15 protein-coding genes are annotated in these 17028 nt (G+C 34.5%); 11 read left to right on the top strand and 4 right to left on the bottom strand.

Annotation, left to right across the window (positions count from 1 at the left end; genetic code table 11):
* The first annotated feature begins 695 nt into the window (after window positions 1-695).
* The 9 genes from FS935_RS21480 to FS935_RS21440 all read left to right on the top strand — a co-directional run bounded on the left by FS935_RS21480 (window position 696) and on the right by FS935_RS21440 (window position 9645).
* Complete coding sequence (locus FS935_RS21480; protein WP_146950688.1) at window positions 696-1643, top strand: carbohydrate ABC transporter permease; 948 nt, start codon at window positions 696-698, stop codon at window positions 1641-1643.
* Window positions 1644-2483 carry a carbohydrate ABC transporter permease gene (locus FS935_RS21475; RefSeq protein WP_146950687.1) on the top strand — a complete coding sequence of 280 codons (840 nt, stop codon included), beginning with the start codon at window positions 1644-1646 and terminating at the stop codon, window positions 2481-2483.
* A gap of 33 nt (window positions 2484-2516) precedes the next feature.
* Window positions 2517-3149 (top strand): YesL family protein, encoded by a 633-nt coding sequence (locus FS935_RS21470; RefSeq protein ID WP_146950686.1) that lies wholly within the window; start codon window positions 2517-2519, stop codon window positions 3147-3149.
* A 184-nt stretch (window positions 3150-3333) separates the two neighbouring features.
* A complete protein-coding gene (locus FS935_RS21465) occupies window positions 3334-4665 on the top strand; it encodes an ABC transporter substrate-binding protein (protein WP_439116689.1) in 1332 nt (443 codons plus the stop codon).
* Between the two features lie 84 nt (window positions 4666-4749).
* Complete coding sequence (locus FS935_RS24065; RefSeq protein WP_240050989.1) at window positions 4750-5691, top strand: glycoside hydrolase family 3 C-terminal domain-containing protein; 942 nt, start codon at window positions 4750-4752, stop codon at window positions 5689-5691.
* Window positions 5692-5718: 27 nt separating this feature from the next.
* Entirely contained in the window at window positions 5719-6672 is a 954-nt protein-coding gene (locus FS935_RS24060; protein ID WP_240050988.1) for a glycoside hydrolase family 3 C-terminal domain-containing protein, read from the top strand.
* 115 nt (window positions 6673-6787) lie between these two features.
* Window positions 6788-7303: a glycoside hydrolase gene (locus FS935_RS21455; protein WP_146950685.1), complete on the top strand. Its 516-nt coding sequence runs from the start codon at window positions 6788-6790 to the stop codon at window positions 7301-7303.
* Window positions 7304-7626: 323 nt separating this feature from the next.
* Entirely contained in the window at window positions 7627-8475 is an 849-nt protein-coding gene (locus tag FS935_RS21450; RefSeq protein WP_146950684.1) for a hypothetical protein, read from the top strand.
* 603 nt (window positions 8476-9078) lie between these two features.
* Complete coding sequence (locus FS935_RS21440) at window positions 9079-9645, top strand: Uma2 family endonuclease (RefSeq protein ID WP_146950683.1); 567 nt, start codon at window positions 9079-9081, stop codon at window positions 9643-9645.
* Window positions 9646-10444: 799 nt separating this feature from the next.
* On the opposite strand, the gene FS935_RS21435 is transcribed toward FS935_RS21440, so the two are convergent.
* Both FS935_RS21435 and FS935_RS21430 read right to left on the bottom strand, forming a co-directional pair.
* A complete protein-coding gene (locus FS935_RS21435; protein WP_146950682.1) occupies window positions 10445-11098 on the bottom strand; it encodes an MOSC domain-containing protein in 654 nt (217 codons plus the stop codon).
* A gap of 359 nt (window positions 11099-11457) precedes the next feature.
* A complete protein-coding gene (locus tag FS935_RS21430; protein ID WP_146950681.1) occupies window positions 11458-12093 on the bottom strand; it encodes a spore coat protein in 636 nt (211 codons plus the stop codon).
* Between the two features lie 207 nt (window positions 12094-12300).
* On the opposite strand from FS935_RS21430, the gene FS935_RS21425 reads away from it, so the two are divergent.
* The gene (locus FS935_RS21425; protein ID WP_146950680.1) at window positions 12301-13248 is read left to right on the top strand and encodes an arginine deiminase family protein; all 948 of its coding nucleotides are present in this window, start codon (window positions 12301-12303) and stop codon (window positions 13246-13248) included.
* 298 nt (window positions 13249-13546) lie between these two features.
* On the opposite strand, the gene FS935_RS21420 is transcribed toward FS935_RS21425, so the two are convergent.
* Together FS935_RS21420 and FS935_RS21415 are read right to left on the bottom strand one after the other, a co-directional pair.
* A complete protein-coding gene (locus tag FS935_RS21420) occupies window positions 13547-14308 on the bottom strand; it encodes a YqcI/YcgG family protein (protein ID WP_146950679.1) in 762 nt (253 codons plus the stop codon).
* 125 nt (window positions 14309-14433) lie between these two features.
* Complete coding sequence (locus FS935_RS21415; RefSeq protein ID WP_146950678.1) at window positions 14434-15348, bottom strand: ferritin family protein; 915 nt, start codon at window positions 15346-15348, stop codon at window positions 14434-14436.
* 538 nt (window positions 15349-15886) lie between these two features.
* On the opposite strand from FS935_RS21415, the gene FS935_RS21410 reads away from it, so the two are divergent.
* Entirely contained in the window at window positions 15887-16984 is a 1098-nt protein-coding gene (locus FS935_RS21410; protein ID WP_146950677.1) for a Fe(3+) ABC transporter substrate-binding protein, read from the top strand.
* The last annotated feature ends 44 nt before the right edge of the window (window positions 16985-17028 follow it).

Below are 17028 nucleotides of genomic sequence, written 5' to 3'. Positions count from 1 at the left end.
ACCATATCCAAACTTGTGGGAAGCTTTTTTTACGAGTATTCGACACTGTACAGATTATTCTACATTCAATACCAAATGTATTAACTTAACTTATGTTTTTATAGGATAATTTTTTGAACTAGGTAGAAATGTTCGATATTAACAATGACTGTAAACGAAAGCTTCTTGGTAGGTATATGCTCTAGTTAAAATGTACTTACAAGTTAGAGGAATGATAAATCGAGTTGTCATGATGAATAGTAAAATACTGGTTTTTGTTAAAGTTAATTATAAAGAGTTATTAATATTGATATGCAACAAAATTAGACAATTTTTTCACAATTTACAAATATTTAGAAAATGCTTGAAATTCAATATTCAGTTATTTATAATGAAAATACAACAACACATGCGTATGAGTTATTAGCAAATGAGTTTTATATTTGTTCGTACAAAATAACTTGTGGTGATATTGGTACGTATGAAATGTTTCTTAAATGGGTTGTGTAAGCGTTACCAATAAATATGTCGCGAAGGGGTGGTTAAATCTAATACAGATATTATAACTAGCATGACATTCAAATTTCTATTCTAGTACTCATTTCGATCTCGCTTTAAACTGTCTTAGATCCAAGATATCAAAGTATGTATTGTGAGTTTTTGGGCATGCACTTAAGATGTTTTAAGCTACTATGTATCAAAGGGAGGTTTTTAACATGTTACCTACTTCGAAGAATACATCACCTGAAATGACTGTAACAGCAAATAGAACAAATAAAGTGTTGAAATTTCTTAATTCTAAAAAAGTAGTACCGTATATTTTTGTCTCTCCTTTTATTCTTTCTTTTTTGGTTTTATCTTTATATCCTTCTATACAAGCAATCATCATGAGCTTTCAGCGAGTACTTCCAGGACAAACAACATATATAGGAATGTCTAATTATTCGAGGGTTCTTAATCCAACCTTTTATAAGGCACTCTCAAATACATCAATCTACGTTATACTAACCGTTCTCATCTTAGTCATCACACCAATTATTCTAGCTGTATTGCTAGATTCTAAGCTTGTTAAATTTAAAACATTATTCCGTGCATCTTTGTTTTTACCTGCATTAGCTTCAACGATTGTAGCTGGTATGGTATTTAGACTCATGTTTGGTGAAACGGATACAGCTGTGGCTAACCAAATCTTAAATTGGATAGGTCTAGAGTCTGTTGATTGGAGATATAACGCTTGGTCGGGTATGTTTCTAATGGTTCTTCTCTGTAGTTGGCGTTGGATGGGTGTGAACATTCTTTATTTCTTAGCTGCTCTTCAAAATGTTCCTAGAGAATTATACGAAGCAGCAGAAATGGATGGTGCATCAACGGTTAAGAAGTTCTTTTATGTCACATTACCATTTTTAAAGCCAGTGACAATCTTTGTAACAACCATTTCGGTTATTAATGGTTTTAGAATGTTTGAAGAAAGCTTTGTTTTCTGGGAAGCAGGTTCCCCAGGAAATATCGGATTAACTGTTGTTGGTTATTTATATCAGCAAGGAATTCAGCAAAATGATATGGGATTTGGTGCAGCAATCGGGGTTGTTTTAATGTTAATTATCTTTGCGGTTAGCTTCATCCAACTTATTTTAACTGGAGCATTTAAGAAAGGGGATGAGTAAATGAAAAAGAAAAAAAATACACTAGTCGTTTGGTTAATTAACATAGGCTTTTGCATCATTTCATTTATTGCGCTGTTCCCTATTTTAAATTTGTTAATTTCATCACTTAGACCTTCTTCCGAATTAATGAGAAATGGAATTAGTTTGGTTTTTGATCCTAGTACATTAAGTTTTAATAACTACTCGTATATCTTTACACAAGCTAGTAATTATTGGGGCTGGTACATGAACAGTTTGACCATTTCAGCGATTACGATTATTTTATCGTTATTTTTTTCTTCAATGGTCGGGTATGCACTTGCGTTATATGACTTTAAAGGAAGAAATGTAATTTTTGGGTTTGTGTTATTTATTTTAATGGTTCCTTTTGAAATTCTTATGCTCCCACTATTTCAATTAATGATTAGTTTAAATTTAATCAATACATACACAGCTGTTATTCTACCTGCTGTAGTTGCACCTGTAGCAGTATTCTTCTTCAGACAATATGCCATTGGTCTTCCTAAAGAATTAATGGATGCTGCAAGGATTGACGGAGCTACAGAGTATGGAATTTTCTTTAAAATTATGCTACCGCTTATGGGACCATCGATGGCAGCGATGGCAATTCTTCAAGGATTAGGAAGTTGGAACAATTTCTTGTGGCCATTAATTGTTTTAAGATCGAACGATATGTTTACATTACCGATCGGATTAGCAACGTTATTAACACCTTACGGGAATAATTATGATGTACTCATTGCAGGTTCTGTTATGACAATTATCCCAATCATTATTCTTTTTATCTTTTTCCAACGTTACTTTGTTGCAGGACTTACAGTTGGTGGAGTCAAGGGGTAAATCTATTGCGATAAAAAGAGGTGGAATATTGATATGAATGGTAAAGAAATTGTTTCAAAGCTAGATTTTATTCTTCAATGGATTTACCGCCTTGTCGTACTAAATGTAGTATGGATTTTCTTTTCAGTTCTTGGATTATTTGTGGCAGGTATCTTTCCATCTACTGTCGCTATGTTAAGTGTAGCTCGAAAGTGGATTCTGGGTGAACATGAGATTAAAATATTCCACACGTTTAAGAAAACATATCGTCAAGAATTTGCTACAGCCAATATATTAGGATGGATTTTAACGATGACCGGGGTTATTCTGTACTTTAATTATCAATTAATGAAGAACTCAGTTAGTGCATTCTCTATTGTAACTCCTTTCGCCTTTTACTTAATGGTTTTCTTCTATATGATTCTATTAATTTGGGCTTTTCCAATGCTCGTTCATTATAAGGCTACATGGAAACAACATATTAAGAATGCTATTATTGTAGGTTTATCAAAAATCCATTATACCTTCATGTGCGGCTTGGCGATTTATTCAATATTGTATCTATCTTTAAGCTATCCAGGGATTATTCCGTTTTTCACGATTAGTACCTTAGGAATAGGAGTGATGTGGGTTACCTTACGGGTTTTTCATAAAATGGATCAGGGACTAAAGGTGAAGTCGCTGTAAAATGTTGTAGTTCCTATTATTTACTACCTGAAGTGAAAATAAATTCAGCTATGAGTATGCATAATTGTTAATTTGTAAGCGCTTATCCTATAGTTAGCAGACTTAAGGGAGGTGAATCTATCGAATTCAACTCATTATGAAAGAACTCTACGCTTTTAAAAATGATAACCAAGGGGGAAGAAAATTGAAAAGGTCATTATCAGTACTTTTAGGGTTACTTATGTGTTTTATATTAGCAGCATGTAATGGAGGAGACTCAGCATCTGGTGAGGCAACTGAAAAGGAAGTTATAGGTGGAGATGTTGAAAATGCAACTGAATTAAAGTATTGGACATTTGTTGAATTGCACATGGATTTCTTTAAGGACGCAGTTCCACGATGGAATGAACTTCACCCAGATAAACCAATTAAGCTTGTTGCTGAAACATTCCCTTACGATCAAATGCACAACAACTTATTATTAGCGCTACAAGCTGGTAAAGGTGCGCCTGATATTTCTGATATTGAAGTAGGCCGTTTTCCGAATTTTTTACAAGGCGAACCACAGCTTTTACCTATGAATGAATATGTAGAACCTGAGATGGATAATTTCATTCAATCAAGATTTGACATATATGCTAAAGATGGAAATTACTACGGTATGCCTACACATGTTGGTGCTACTGTCATGTATTATAACAAAGAAATTATGGATCAAGCCGGTGTTGATATTGATTCAATCAAAACTTGGGATGACTATATAGAAGCGGGTAAAAAAGTTGTTGAAAGCACTGATGCTGTTATGACAACAGTTCATACTGGTGATGCAACTACTTTCCAACAAATGATCAGTCAACAAGGTTCTGACTTATTTGATGATGAGGGTAATTTAACAATAGATAGCCCTGAAAACATCAAAACACTATCTTTGCTAAATGATATGCTTACAACACATGAAATTGCTGAGTTAACACCTGGTGGTGAACCACATGCTGAAGAATTCTATGCATTTATGAATGAAGGAAAAGCAGCTTCTATCTCCATGCCGATGTGGTATATGGGACGTTTCACTGATTATATGCCTGACTTAAAAGGAAAAATGGTGATTCGACCAATGCCTGCTTGGGAAGAAGGCGGGGACCGCTCAGTAGGTATTGGAGGAACAGGTACAGTTGTTACAAATCAAACAGAGCATGCTGAGCTTGCAAAGGAGTTCCTAGCATTTGCAAAACTTTCTAAGGAAGCAAATATTAAACTATGGACAGTTCTAGGGTTTGACCCACCTCGCTGGGATGTTTGGGAAGATCCTGCAGTTCAAGAGGATAACAAATTCTATCAATACTTCGGTACAGATATCTTTGATACATTACTAGAGGTCAAAGACGAAATTAGTGGAATTAACGTTACAGAACAATATCCAGATGTTCTAACGGAATTAAATACCAATACATTAAATAATGTACTAAGACAGAAATCTGAATCTCCTGAAGAAGCTTTAAAGAAAGCGCAGGAAACAGTTGAAGCAAATATGCAGTAGTTAGTTTAAAGGGTTGAAACACTTTGTTTCAGCTCTTTTTCTTTTGCGTTATATAGAATTATCTTGTTGGTGATGTCAGATCAAGTGAATGGGATAAGCGCATGTGAAAATGAAACATTGCTTAACTCATTACTAAAAGACCAAATGGATTTTAAAGGTTTTGTTATGAGTGACTACGGTGCTAACTTAAGTACTGTTGAGTCAGCTAATGCGGGTTTAGATTTGGAAACACCAGGAACTCCAATTGGGAAATGGGAAGAAAAACTATTGGCTGCAGTTAAAGATGGAAAAGTAAGTGAAGACCGTGTTACCGATATGGCACACCGAATTTTATTACAAATGTTTGATAAAGGATTATTTGACCAGGCTGTTCAAAATAACCTAATCCTAGCAGCAAAACATGGAGAAGTTGCCCGTGATTTAGCTGAACAGAGTATGGTACTTTTGAAAAATGAAAAAAATGCATTGCCGTTACACAAAAAAGAATTAAAGTCTATTGCAGTAATTGGGCCAGATGCTGATAATGCTTCTGCTGCAGGTGGAGGAAGCTCTTTAGTTAATCCAACTTACACTGTTAGTCCGTTAGAAGGTATCAAAAATCACGTAGGTAAAAATGTAGAAGTTTCATATGCCGCTGGTAGTGATCCAATCAGTGCTGGTGACATTCTAACGGGTCCATCCGCAGTTCCATCATCCCTTTTAAGTCCTGAGGACACAGACAAGGCTGATAATGGTTTAACTGCAGAATACTGGACAAACATAAATCTTGAAGGGGAACCATCTCTAGTACGTACCGATCAACAAGTAAACTTAAATCTAGGATTCTATAACTATGAAGGGTTCAATGCACAATCACCAAAACTTCCAAATACTCCTGGCGATTTTAATAAAGAGATGTCAGCGCGTTGGACTGGGGATATTGCAGCTCCGAAAACTGGTAACTATGTACTTTCCCTTACTAGTCTTGGAACAGGTAAACTATATCTCGATGATAAGTTAAAATGGAAAATACTAGTGATGAATTAGAAACGGTGAAAAAGCAAGTTTCTCTAGTTGAAGGGTGAAAAGCATAAGGTACGTATTGAATACAGTACAGGTGAAGCAGGAGATGCTCAAGACTTCGGTGCGATGATTCGTTTCGGATGGGAGCCGCCATCTGATGCAATCGATTCTAAGATGCAGGAGGCTATCAATCTAGCAAAAGAGTCGGAAGTGGCAGTCATTGTTACACGCACTTATGATAGTGAAGGGTATGTCGATCGTTCAGATCTTGATTTACCTAATAACCAAGAACAACTAATCAAGGAAGTTGCGAAAGTAAATCCAAATACAGTTGTCGTTCAAATGAGTGGTAGAGCCGTTCAAATGGACGGATGGCAGGAGGATGTACCGGCTATTGTTCAAGCTTGGTTTGCGGGTCAAGAACAAGGAAATGCCATTGCAAATATATTATTTGGTGAAGTGAATCCATCTGGTAAACTACCAATGACGTTCCCTGTTGATGAAAATAGTACTCCAGTTTCACAGGCTGCACAGTTTCCTGGTATAAACGGTGAATCTGACTATTCAGAAGGCATTTTCGTAGGATATGAAAATAAAGGAATTAAACCAGCATATGCATTTGGACATGGTTTATCTTACACATCGTTTGATTATAAGAATATAAAGGCGAAGGCTAAAACCAAAGGAAAAGACAAGACCAATGAAATCAGTGTTTCTCTAAATTTAAGAAATACTGGTGATGAAACTGGTTCAGAAGTTGTTCAAGTTTATGTAGGGGAGTTACCAACAAACATTGTTACTCCTGCTAAACAGCTAGCGGGATTTGCCAAAGTAGAATTGAAACCTGGGAAGCAAGAACGTGTCAATATAGAGCTAGATCCTAAAGTGTTCTCTTACTGGGATGAAGAAAAGGACGAGTGGGTAACACCAACTGGAGAAGTTCCAATCTATGTTGGAAGTTCTTCTGACGACATTCGTTATGAAAGTAGTGTTCGTATCAAATAAGAGGATAAGTTTTGTAGGAAGGTTGGGGCGCTCTTTTGCCCCAACTTTTTTGCGCAACGAGTATATGTGAATTTATAGCTAGTAGTATTAACCTGAATAATAATACCGGTGGAAATTGAAGGGAGAGGTTACTATTCGTATAGTTAAAATTTTCATACCCATTACGATATTAGAGGTGATTGCTGCATTATTAATGTTTCTTGATTCTGAAGGAGAAAGTGAAGGAGAAAGAGAAAGAGAGACAATCGATATATGGTTAACAACAGCTGATCAACAACATTTATTAACAAAGCAAGGTTCTGTCGTATTTGAGGATAACAACGGTTCAAACCTACCAATCATCCAAGTAGATCCAACTGTTCACTTTCAAACGATGGAAGGGTTTGGGGCTGCAATTACAGGCTCATCTGCTTACCTCATTAATCATAAAATGGATAATGACCAGCGGGATACTCTAATGAAGAATTTATTTACAGATGAAGGAATAAATATGAGTTTTATTCGTCATACGATTGGAGCTTCTGATTTTTCTGTTGACGAGAGTGGTAATCCAGAAAGCTATACCTATAATGATATTAACACCGACACTGATTATGAGTTGAATCAATTTACTGTAGAAAAAGAGCATTGAACTGACATCAATGTTCTTTTTCTTAGTCAGTGTTAGAAAACAAGCTGTTCATCTAGCTCTTTTATCTTTTAAATGAAGGCTGTTTTCGTAAACTTTGTTGCTTTTTAATACTTGATGGAAACAGCACTATATAAAGTCTAGTGGCATCTTTTCTTCTAGAATAGTACCTTTTATGCGATGAATACAGTGTTTCTAACAGAGAATTAGGTCAATTAGCAACAATCTTTCAGAAAAGAGCCTAAATGAAAGACAGCAACTTAGTATACGTGAATACCATTGATGGTCCTTTGGATATGATAATAGTAAAAAAGGAAGTCTAGAGAGTGCCTAATTATGTCCCTTATTTAATCCTTGCTGTAGTAAGCATAACCATATTAATTATGATCATTATTCACAAACGTCAATTTGGTCTAACTGTCCTATTTCTAAGTTTTTCGGGAATAGTATATGTAGGAGAGTTTATTGTATTTGTTATAGGAAACTGCTATTTTTATGTTCCTGATGTTCTCGAAGTAAGATATTACGATAACGCACTTGGTGCAATTGTCTCAAATTTATTCGTCATTCCTGTCTTAGGAGTGGTAGTCGCGGTTTATCAGCTCCGAATACGCTGGCTTGTCCTTTTTGCGTTGATTTTGATGGGAGTAGGAGAGTTATTTGAATGGCTCGATATTTATTATACAAACTGGTGGAGAAGAGAATATACGTTCATTTCCGTTATGATTTTCCTCTTATTAAGTAAGTTCTGGATACGAGCTCTTGAGTTAGGTAATAGGTGGATAAGGTTTCTATCATTGTGGATGCAAGGATGGGGAGGTGCGGGTACTGTGATGTACATACTTTCCGTTGTTGGTATTCGTTATTATGAATATGGTTTTTTTGAAAATATTTATCGTGATAATATTTTCATTTCAGCATTAATGGGTATGATGAAAGGTTTAATATTTAGTGTAAGCATTATGTTTTTCCAGAAGCTTCGTTGGCGTTTACTTGCACCTGTTTTGGTTTTCGGAATTGATTTGCCATTATATTATATAGGTGTTCTAGTGATTGAGGTCCCTTTTTGGGTGTATACAATCGTTTATCTAATATTGGCAACTTTATTGCTCTGGTGGACCCAGTATGCGTACACTTTTATATCGAAAATAAGCAGTGGACGGTTCTCTACTTGATATAGTTATTAGAAATATTTAGATTTACCCTATTCAACTGGTGATTAATACTTGAATTCTAATAGCAGCTTGTCCACATAAGAGATCAATAACAAAAAAGGCTTCTTGTTGTAGGTTGAAAAACCTGTAGAAGCCTTAAGCTATTCTTTTGGCAGATAATATCGAGTAGTAATCACGTCAAGTCCTAACCATCCTTTCGTAAAGTCACTCCCCTGACTCCACACCAAATACCTCTGGAATCATTGTAAATCCTTTAATAACAGTACCTTCTTCCACTTCGACCATCAAAGTAACGTTTGTTGTTTAAGTTGACTTGTTTTACATACCTTAAATTTTATGAACTGATTGAAATATTGGAAAACTTTGTGTTGATTTTAATCGATTTTGAGGTGGAATTTGGCAAGATGCTGCTTGCTTTTAGTTCGTACCCTCTGTCCCTTGGGAGTAACTTTTCCTCTTAATATATCGAACAATTAAGCTAATTTTAAATAAGTAAATCCTAAATTTTACATTTATGGAGTGCTAGTCGTTTAAAAGTAAATAGCAGTAAACAAAATCTGGTAAAATAAAATTAGTAATATTAGAGGAAAGGGGATAGGTGAAATGAATCAATACCGTACTGAGTCCATGTCAATTGATGAATATTTTCAAATCCGTGAAAACTCTGATGCGTTACTAGAATATATAGATGGATTTGTTTATATGTCACCATCACCTTCGACAAAACATCAACGTATATCCATAAAGCTTGAGAACAAACTTGAGGATTTTATTGAAGGGTACTCGTGTGAGTTATTTCATGCGCCATATGATATTGAATTAAAGGATGAAAAAGTGAAGGGAACCAAGATTGTCATCCCAGATATCAGCATCATATGTGATAAAAGTGGTTTTACAGATGATAGATATGTTGGTGTTCCAAGCCTAATTGTTGAAATATTAAGCCCCTCCAATCAGTCACATGGCCTCATAACAAAGTTAAATCTCTATATGAATTATGGTGTCAAAGAGTATTGGATTGTTAATCCAATGTTGAACGCAGTAACGGTATATGCCCTCAATGACGAAAATATGTATGAACAACATGATATGCAAAAAAGCAAAGGTAAAGTGACATCTAGATTGTTTGAAGGTTTTCGAGTTGATATAGAGGATGTTTTTAAGAATTAACCTTAGAAAGGGCTAGCGTTATAAAAGTATTTAGTTTGTGGGAAATACATATAGAAGTGGTGGATGATTTAATGAATGAAGTATATCCTCTTCCTTATTTTTTGTAATTTTCTATTATATGTAAATTAACAATGAGCAAATTGAACATATAAACCTAGTTTTCAACTTGATGAGCATTTAATATTTTCCGAAAATCTTAAAACTGAAGAAAAATTTAAATAAGCAGATATAAATAGCGTTTGAGTATATTGATTACATTTTGCTAACGTATGAAAATCCGGTTGGCTCTATTGTGGCCAATACCAGTCCAAAATCAAAAGAGTTTTGAGAAAATATATCTTCATTTTAACCATTCGACTTGATTTTGGTATTGTTTTTATTCTTTTGACTCTTAAAACTTTGTTGTTGATTTCTGCTATGGCATTCGCTTTCCTGGTAAAAAATAAAAACCTTTCCTCCTAGGAAAAAATAAGACCCTTTTTTCCTAGGAGTGGAGACTCCCTCTGACACGCTTTTCTAAGCAGGATTCTCATTCATGCCCTTCACTACAATTCATCAGAGTGTTATGAATTACCATTAAGCTTTAACATAGCCATTCTTTTAAAGTGTTTATTACGTTCCATCCACAATGATTTTTCACTGAGATTATCTCATTTCAGGTGAAACTAGCTGAAATTCCTTTTTCTTTTTAAATTATTAAGGGCTAGCTTGTCTTTTAATTTTAGGGAATGAATTGATATGAAGAATTTTTGGTTCAAAAAAATTTGTCTTCTCGATTAACTTTTTAATGTATATTACATCACTTTGCTAACTTTTCTAACCTTTTAATCAAATATTCCCTCCATTCTTCAGCTAACGCTGGAATTTGAAGGAGGTATTCAATACGTTCTTTATTATGTTTATCATGAAAAAAGATATCATTTGCTTCTAATACAGTGTTAGATTCTTTTGGGCTTTCTTTGAGGGTAATGGTTGAATTGTCCTCAATCCAGCCTTCTTTTATAACACTAGCGAGAAAGCCTGTAAAACCTGTGTCGACTAGTCGTTTAAGAAGTGTTTTTTCCTCATTATATTTAGATAAGTTATCGCAAGGAATACGCGGTTGTGTAATTTGAACAATTGCTTCTCCAATTTCGTAAATATCTCCTATTTTAACATTCGCTTCTGATAAGTTTGAAACGGTGATATTCTCACCAAATCCTGGTATCTTAAATTTTTTATTATACTCATTCTCCCATTTTTCATAATGCTCAAAACAATAAAATAATACAGCTCTTTCAGGTCCGCCGTGAAATTTATATTCTACGGAATCATCTTCAAAGCCTCGAGTGGTTAAAAAAGCTTTTGATACTTTATTTCTTCCTACGCTAGATATGAATACATTATTTTGTGTTTCTATTTTTTGGGGTTTTCCAATATTAAGAGATTTTATTTGATATGAGTTGTTAAGCATGTAAAATCCTCCTTCATAAGAACTTTATTTTAAATTCTATCCCTTATTGCAATTTAAAGACAGGGTTTGTGGAGAAAATGTATGTTAATTTTTTTAATGCCAATAGGTAGTATTAAAAGAAGAAAACTGTCACTAAACTTTATAATGCAGTTTTCTTCAATGGACAGGCTTATATAAAAATACAGCAAATCTAGAGCTTCTATGTATGTTATGAACATGATTAAAAATGATTCTATATTTTGTTAGCTTGGATAACCTTCCTACTGTATGAGGCGAATTTTCTGAGTATACGCTTATGAAGTAACTAGCTATTTTATCATAATAAAGCAGGACCAGAATCTCTTCTGGTCCTGTCAGGTTTAATGAGTTGTATTTCCTTGTTGTGGAACCGTTGTATAACCGTTTAGCATTTGATTCATGTCTTGTTGCATTAATTGAGGTACTTGGTAGTAACCGTGTTTGTTTTGATATAGGAAAATTTCATAGCTTAATTCAATGAAATTTGGAACACTATCGGCAATAACACGTCGAATGACCGGATTTGTCATTTCTAGAGCTGTCATTGCTAAAAGTGTTGATAGTGATTTAGTGTTACCAAGCATATATGCAGAAAGACCTTGATCTGAAAGCTGGTTGATAGAGCTATTTGGTTTTTTTGGCTGCCCCGGCTTTACACCATAAACAACATCATTATTTTGAGTCATTTTATATTGTTGAGTAGGGACAGTTGGATCTTGTCCTGTAGAGAAAGCCTCTACTATTGTGTTATACGTTTGTGTTACAAAAGAAGCTTGGCGCTGAGCAATGTTTTTAAGCTCAGAATCCTGAATATGCTGTTCGTACATTTGATACTGATCTAACATATTAATGATTCCAGCAAGTACTTCGTGAGCATCAAATATTTCATGACCACCATGATTTTTCGAAATTGTAGCATTTTGTTGCATATTTGGTGGTATTTGTTGCCCAGTTTGATTCATATTTTGATTTTGCATGTAATTCCCTCCTAATTAGATATAACAATCATCACTATAATCTCCTCTTCACGTACTTTCATGTATGGTGAGCATGTGTTTTTTTAAAAAATATTTGTTACAAGTGAATTTCCTAGTTAAAACATTGTTATAGGTTCAACATACATAAATTTATGATAAAAGGTAACGATAAAGGGAGATTTTAATTGGGAAGGAAGGAGATGAAACATGTTACCATTTAAACCAAGTTGCTTGTCAGAGCATGGGGAACTTGAAGTTGTTATGCTTTGCTCTCCATCTAGTTTAGATATTCCAGATTTAAAAACAGCAGAAGATGTTCAATGGAGTGCACCTGTTAATCAATCCAAATCACATGAAAATTTTGCTGAGCTTAAGTCTGCCCTCGAAGAAGCCGGCACAAAAGTAATAGATTATTCTAAAGAGTTAACAGAAGAAGATAACATGTTAAGTAAACAACTTATTAATCGCTTCTTCGTTCGAGATCTTGCATGTGTGTTTGGGGATATAATCATTCCTGGAGAGCCAGGTATTTCAATGAGAAAACCGGAGTATGTTCAATCACATTTATTATTTAAGAAGTGGTTTCCAGAGCAGTTTTTGCTCAATGAAAATAATGATGTAAAGGCACTGGAATTTGGGGATGTTCTTGTTTTAAACAGTGATGCTGTGTTTATAAATGTAGGAATGAGGACTAGTATAACAAGCGTTGAGAGGATAAAGGACAAGTTGTTTCAAGCTGGATTTTCTGAAATTGGAATTATAGACTTACCTCGCCGTTCTGATACACTTCACTTAGATATGAATTGTAACGTTGCAAATGAGGACCTTATTATTTCCAAAAGCTATATGCGATATTTTCCAGTAAATGTTATAACTGAAAATGAATCTAGGTATGAAATGCCAGAGCAATTTTTAAAGCGACATGGATTTGAAGTGTATTGGATAAAGGAATATGAAACAATTCCTGATATTAATTTCCTTAATATTAATCCTGAAACACTGTTAATTAGTAAGCAGGCACATAAGCAAATGATTAAAAATCATCCTAAATTGCAAAAGAAAAAAATCATCGAGGTTGAAGTAACAGAATTAGAAAAATCAGGTGGAGGTATACGTTGTATGACATTGCCGTTAAAACGTAAAGCCGTAAAGTAATTAATGTCTCGGTAGGAAGTGAATAACAAAGTTGCAAGTAAAATAAGCCGAGATTAAGACTAAGCCCCTTTATTACAGTGATTTAAGCCTTTTTATACCTATTCGATGTATTGAGGAGAATTCCCATCATAGGTGGGTACTACTATGGTGGCAATTTTATATACAGTTTTGTCATTTGAAGGAAAAATCAAGCAGACTCGATTTTAGATGAGCCTGCTATTCTTAGTTGATAGGTATTGCATCACTTAGCATGGTTACAGATAACTAATAGCACAATTCCTAAATTCCTAAATGGAGTTTACTTCAAAAAGTCGGAAAATTTATTCTTCATTCGAGTAAAAGGACATTTCGAAGGACTGCTATCATCATCACTTAGAAAATACTGTTTCCATTCATGATTATCTTCTTGACCATACCATTTCAAATCACTATGACCCGGAATTCCGTCGTACTCTACTAGTCGTTTACGAATTAGTTTTTTCATTTTACGACCAAATACAGTTGAGTCATTAATTTCATTAAACACCCAGCGTGGTTGAAACGCTAGCAACAGACATGGAAAGTGACGGCTGCGGCGAACTTCATGTGCAGGTGTTGCGCAAAAGGCGAAATAAGGTTCTCCATCATAACAAAATTCCCATTTAGGGTCAGAAGGATCTGTTGGAATCTCCTCTGGCCATTCTTTTTGATCAAATGATGTGACATGATTTAATATCGTCCAAAACAATTCCCGATAGTCCTCTACATTATAGCTATCCAGGATATCTTTAGGTGTTTCAACAAACACAGCTAAAGACGCATATTTACCAGTATCACGTGAAATCGTACCGTATTCTTTTAATGCATCTGCAAGCTTCTTTGATGAACTCACTTCACGTGGATCACCGATAAAACTGAAGCGAAGATTATTGGATAAAAAGCCTTGTCTTCCAGGAATACAAGGATACGTATTGTCATCATCGGCAATGATCGAAGAAAAGGACCGATAAGCTTCTTGTTGCCACAAAGGAAGTGTTTCTAGTTGTTCGTCTAACCATTCTTTATCTGAAAGTACTTCCAATTTTTGCTCCCTCCTCTTTTAGATTTACAACAATACAATATTAAAGAAGGAGAGAATGGGTGACTGTCTAGCTGGTTGGTAAGGTGTAAAAATAATGATGTAAATTGACATAATTACACCTTCATTTAAAAAGTTCTTGCAAGACCTCTTTCAAATGCTGCAAGATGATTCATAGAGGCGTTACGAAGTTGTGAAAAGACCGTTCTCATATCGTTTGGGATATCAAGTGATAAAAATCTTTCATACATAGAAATATTGTCTATTTCTCCTTGAACGCCAGCAGCATATGCTGCCTTAATATTTTCTGGAGTTGAAACGAATGACTGCGATATATCTACAGGTAAAGGTACTTGATAACGTTCAAAAAGAGGTAACAACGCATTTATATGTCTCATTTCGGCTTCTTTTATTTGTGAAAATGTTCGAATATATCCAAAAGTTCCTAGGATATTATCATATCTTGCTTGTGCCAAGTATTCGTCTTGAAGGGCATAAGTCAGCATTTGAGGTACGGACAATGTGGAAGCACTTAATGCTCCGATAGCACCGTAATTTTCAACTTGCCGATTAGTGTGTGTTACCTTTGATTTTAAAAAAAACAAAAACCATACAGCGTGATTTTGTTCATCTGCTGCTGCACGACGAAATCTATTTTTAATAGTAGCATCCTGTGCCTTATCTGCGATATCTAAATAAAAATCAACGGCTTCTTGTTCATCGTTAAAGGCAAATTCAATTCCTGCTCTGTACTTAGCTGGACATTCCTCACTGATTTTATAAGTTGGCTGCCTACCTGTTAGATTTGTATAAATTTTACTGAATTCTTCAAGATGACGCCTTTCATCTTTTTGTATCTCAAGTATTTTGTTCCTTTCATCCTGTGTTGGTGCTAGTTTGGCTAACTTTTCATAACAAGCAACAGCACTATACTCTGCATTAATTGCTTTCTGTATATCATTTACAAGTTGAGTGTTATTTGTTGTACGATAAAAGTCATTATAATAAAGACCATAAGTATAGAAATTATGATTTGAATACATGATTGTCCTCCTCCTGCATAACTGTCAACGTATCTTATGCCTTATACATAGGTAGGTGTGCAAGGTCAATTATCGAGGAATAGTAAGTTAGAGTAATCACGCCCCAAAAACCCTGATATGATATGGTTTTTAAGTAAGGTGAGAGTGAAATGCTTAACCTTTTCTAACAATGAGGTAAATAAAAAGAGGCTTCTCATGTTCTTTTGAACTTTTGAGAAGCTTCTTTTTATATTGTGGATGCGTAGAAAGACATTTTGTTTAATAACATATGGATGGATTATTTTGTCTATGACTTATTAAAATGCTACACAAACGTTTACGATGTATAGTGTTAGCTTTTTTAATTAGAATTCCAATAAATTGGGGTATGGAATGTTTAAACAGATCTGATTATATCAAGAATAAAGGATTTATATTTCCTTAATAACAGTTGACAACGATTCTCAATATCATTATGATTGTAATTATTCATGTATATTGATAATGATATTTATTATCAATATAGTAAAATACATAAATTTTTAGGGGGAAAGACATAATGAAACAAATAAAGGTAGTATTATTTTCACTACTTCTAACTGTCTTAGTTCTTGGATTAGTAGGTTGTAACCAAACAGATGAGGAGCCAGCAAAAGAAACGAAAACAGAGGAAACAACAGAACAAGCAACAAATGAAGTTGAAGAAGCTGGTGTTGTAAATTTATATACAACAAGACACTATGATACAGATGAAGAGCTTTACAAAAAATTTACTGAACAGTCTGGAATTGAGGTAAACGTAATCTCAGGTAAAGATGATCTTGTTCAGCGCTTAAAAGATGAAGGAGAAGCTACAGAAGCTGATGTATTTATTACTGCAGATGCTGGTAATCTAGCTCGTTTAAAATCTGATGGGTTAACACAAGCGGTTGAAAGTGAAGTATTAACAACTAATATTCCGGAAAAGCTTCGGGATGATGAAAATCATTGGTTTGGTTTAACAAAACGAGCTCGTGTAATTGTTTATTCAAAGGATCGTGTTGATCCATCCGAGCTTTCAACGTATGAAGCATTAACTGAAGATACTTGGAAAGAGCGTGTACTAATTCGTTCTTCTGAAAACATTTATAACCAATCTCTACTAGCTTCATTCATTGAACTAAATGGTGAAGAAGAGGCTAAAAATTGGGCAGCTGGAATTGTAACTAATATGGCAAGAACTCCAGAGGGTGGAGATACAGACCAAATTAAAGCTGTTGTTGCTGGTGAGGGTGATGTAGCAATTTCCAATACTTACTATGTTGGAAGACTATTAAACTCAACAGATCCAGAAGAAGTGAAAGTTGGAGAGCAAGTGGGAGTATTCTTCCCGAATCAAGATACAAATGGAACACACATTAACATTAGTGGTGCAACAGTAGTTAAACATGCAAAGAATGTTGATAATGCAGTTAAATTTATCGAATTCCTAACAAGTTTAGAAGCGCAAGAATTATTTGCTGAAGGAAATAATGAATATCCAGTAAATCCAGATGCAAAAATATCTGAAACTTTAACTTCTTGGGGAGAGTTTAAGGAGCAGGATATTAACTTAACAATTCTTGGAGATAACAATACTCGTGCAATTCAATTATTTAATGAAGTAGGATGGAAATAATTTATTTAAAAGGAAGAGCAGTACTATATATTTTCTATAGTACT

The organism is Metabacillus litoralis (assembly GCF_007994985.1).
GTDB classification, from domain to species: Bacteria; Bacillota; Bacilli; order Bacillales; family Bacillaceae; genus Metabacillus; species Metabacillus litoralis.
Note: the sequence above shows the minus strand (reverse complement) of the source record. Positions and strands in the feature narration are given on the sequence as shown.

What these genes read in the sequence shown, in the direction of transcription:
- FS935_RS21440 (WP_146950683.1), top strand. Translation starts at nt 9,079, where the DNA reads ATGAATCAATACCGTACTGAGTCCATGTCAATTGATGAATATTTTCAA.
- FS935_RS21475 (WP_146950687.1), top strand. Translation starts at nt 1,644, where the DNA reads ATGAAAAAGAAAAAAAATACACTAGTCGTTTGGTTAATTAACATAGGC.
- FS935_RS21435 (WP_146950682.1), bottom strand. Translation starts at nt 11,098, where the DNA reads ATGCTTAACAACTCATATCAAATAAAATCTCTTAATATTGGAAAACCC.
- FS935_RS21415 (WP_146950678.1), bottom strand. Translation starts at nt 15,348, where the DNA reads ATGTATTCAAATCATAATTTCTATACTTATGGTCTTTATTATAATGAC.
- FS935_RS21430 (WP_146950681.1), bottom strand. Translation starts at nt 12,093, where the DNA reads ATGCAAAATCAAAATATGAATCAAACTGGGCAACAAATACCACCAAAT.
- FS935_RS21480 (WP_146950688.1), top strand. Translation starts at nt 696, where the DNA reads ATGTTACCTACTTCGAAGAATACATCACCTGAAATGACTGTAACAGCA.
- FS935_RS21425 (WP_146950680.1), top strand. Translation starts at nt 12,301, where the DNA reads ATGTTACCATTTAAACCAAGTTGCTTGTCAGAGCATGGGGAACTTGAA.
- FS935_RS21410 (WP_146950677.1), top strand. Translation starts at nt 15,887, where the DNA reads ATGAAACAAATAAAGGTAGTATTATTTTCACTACTTCTAACTGTCTTA.
- FS935_RS21470 (WP_146950686.1), top strand. Translation starts at nt 2,517, where the DNA reads ATGAATGGTAAAGAAATTGTTTCAAAGCTAGATTTTATTCTTCAATGG.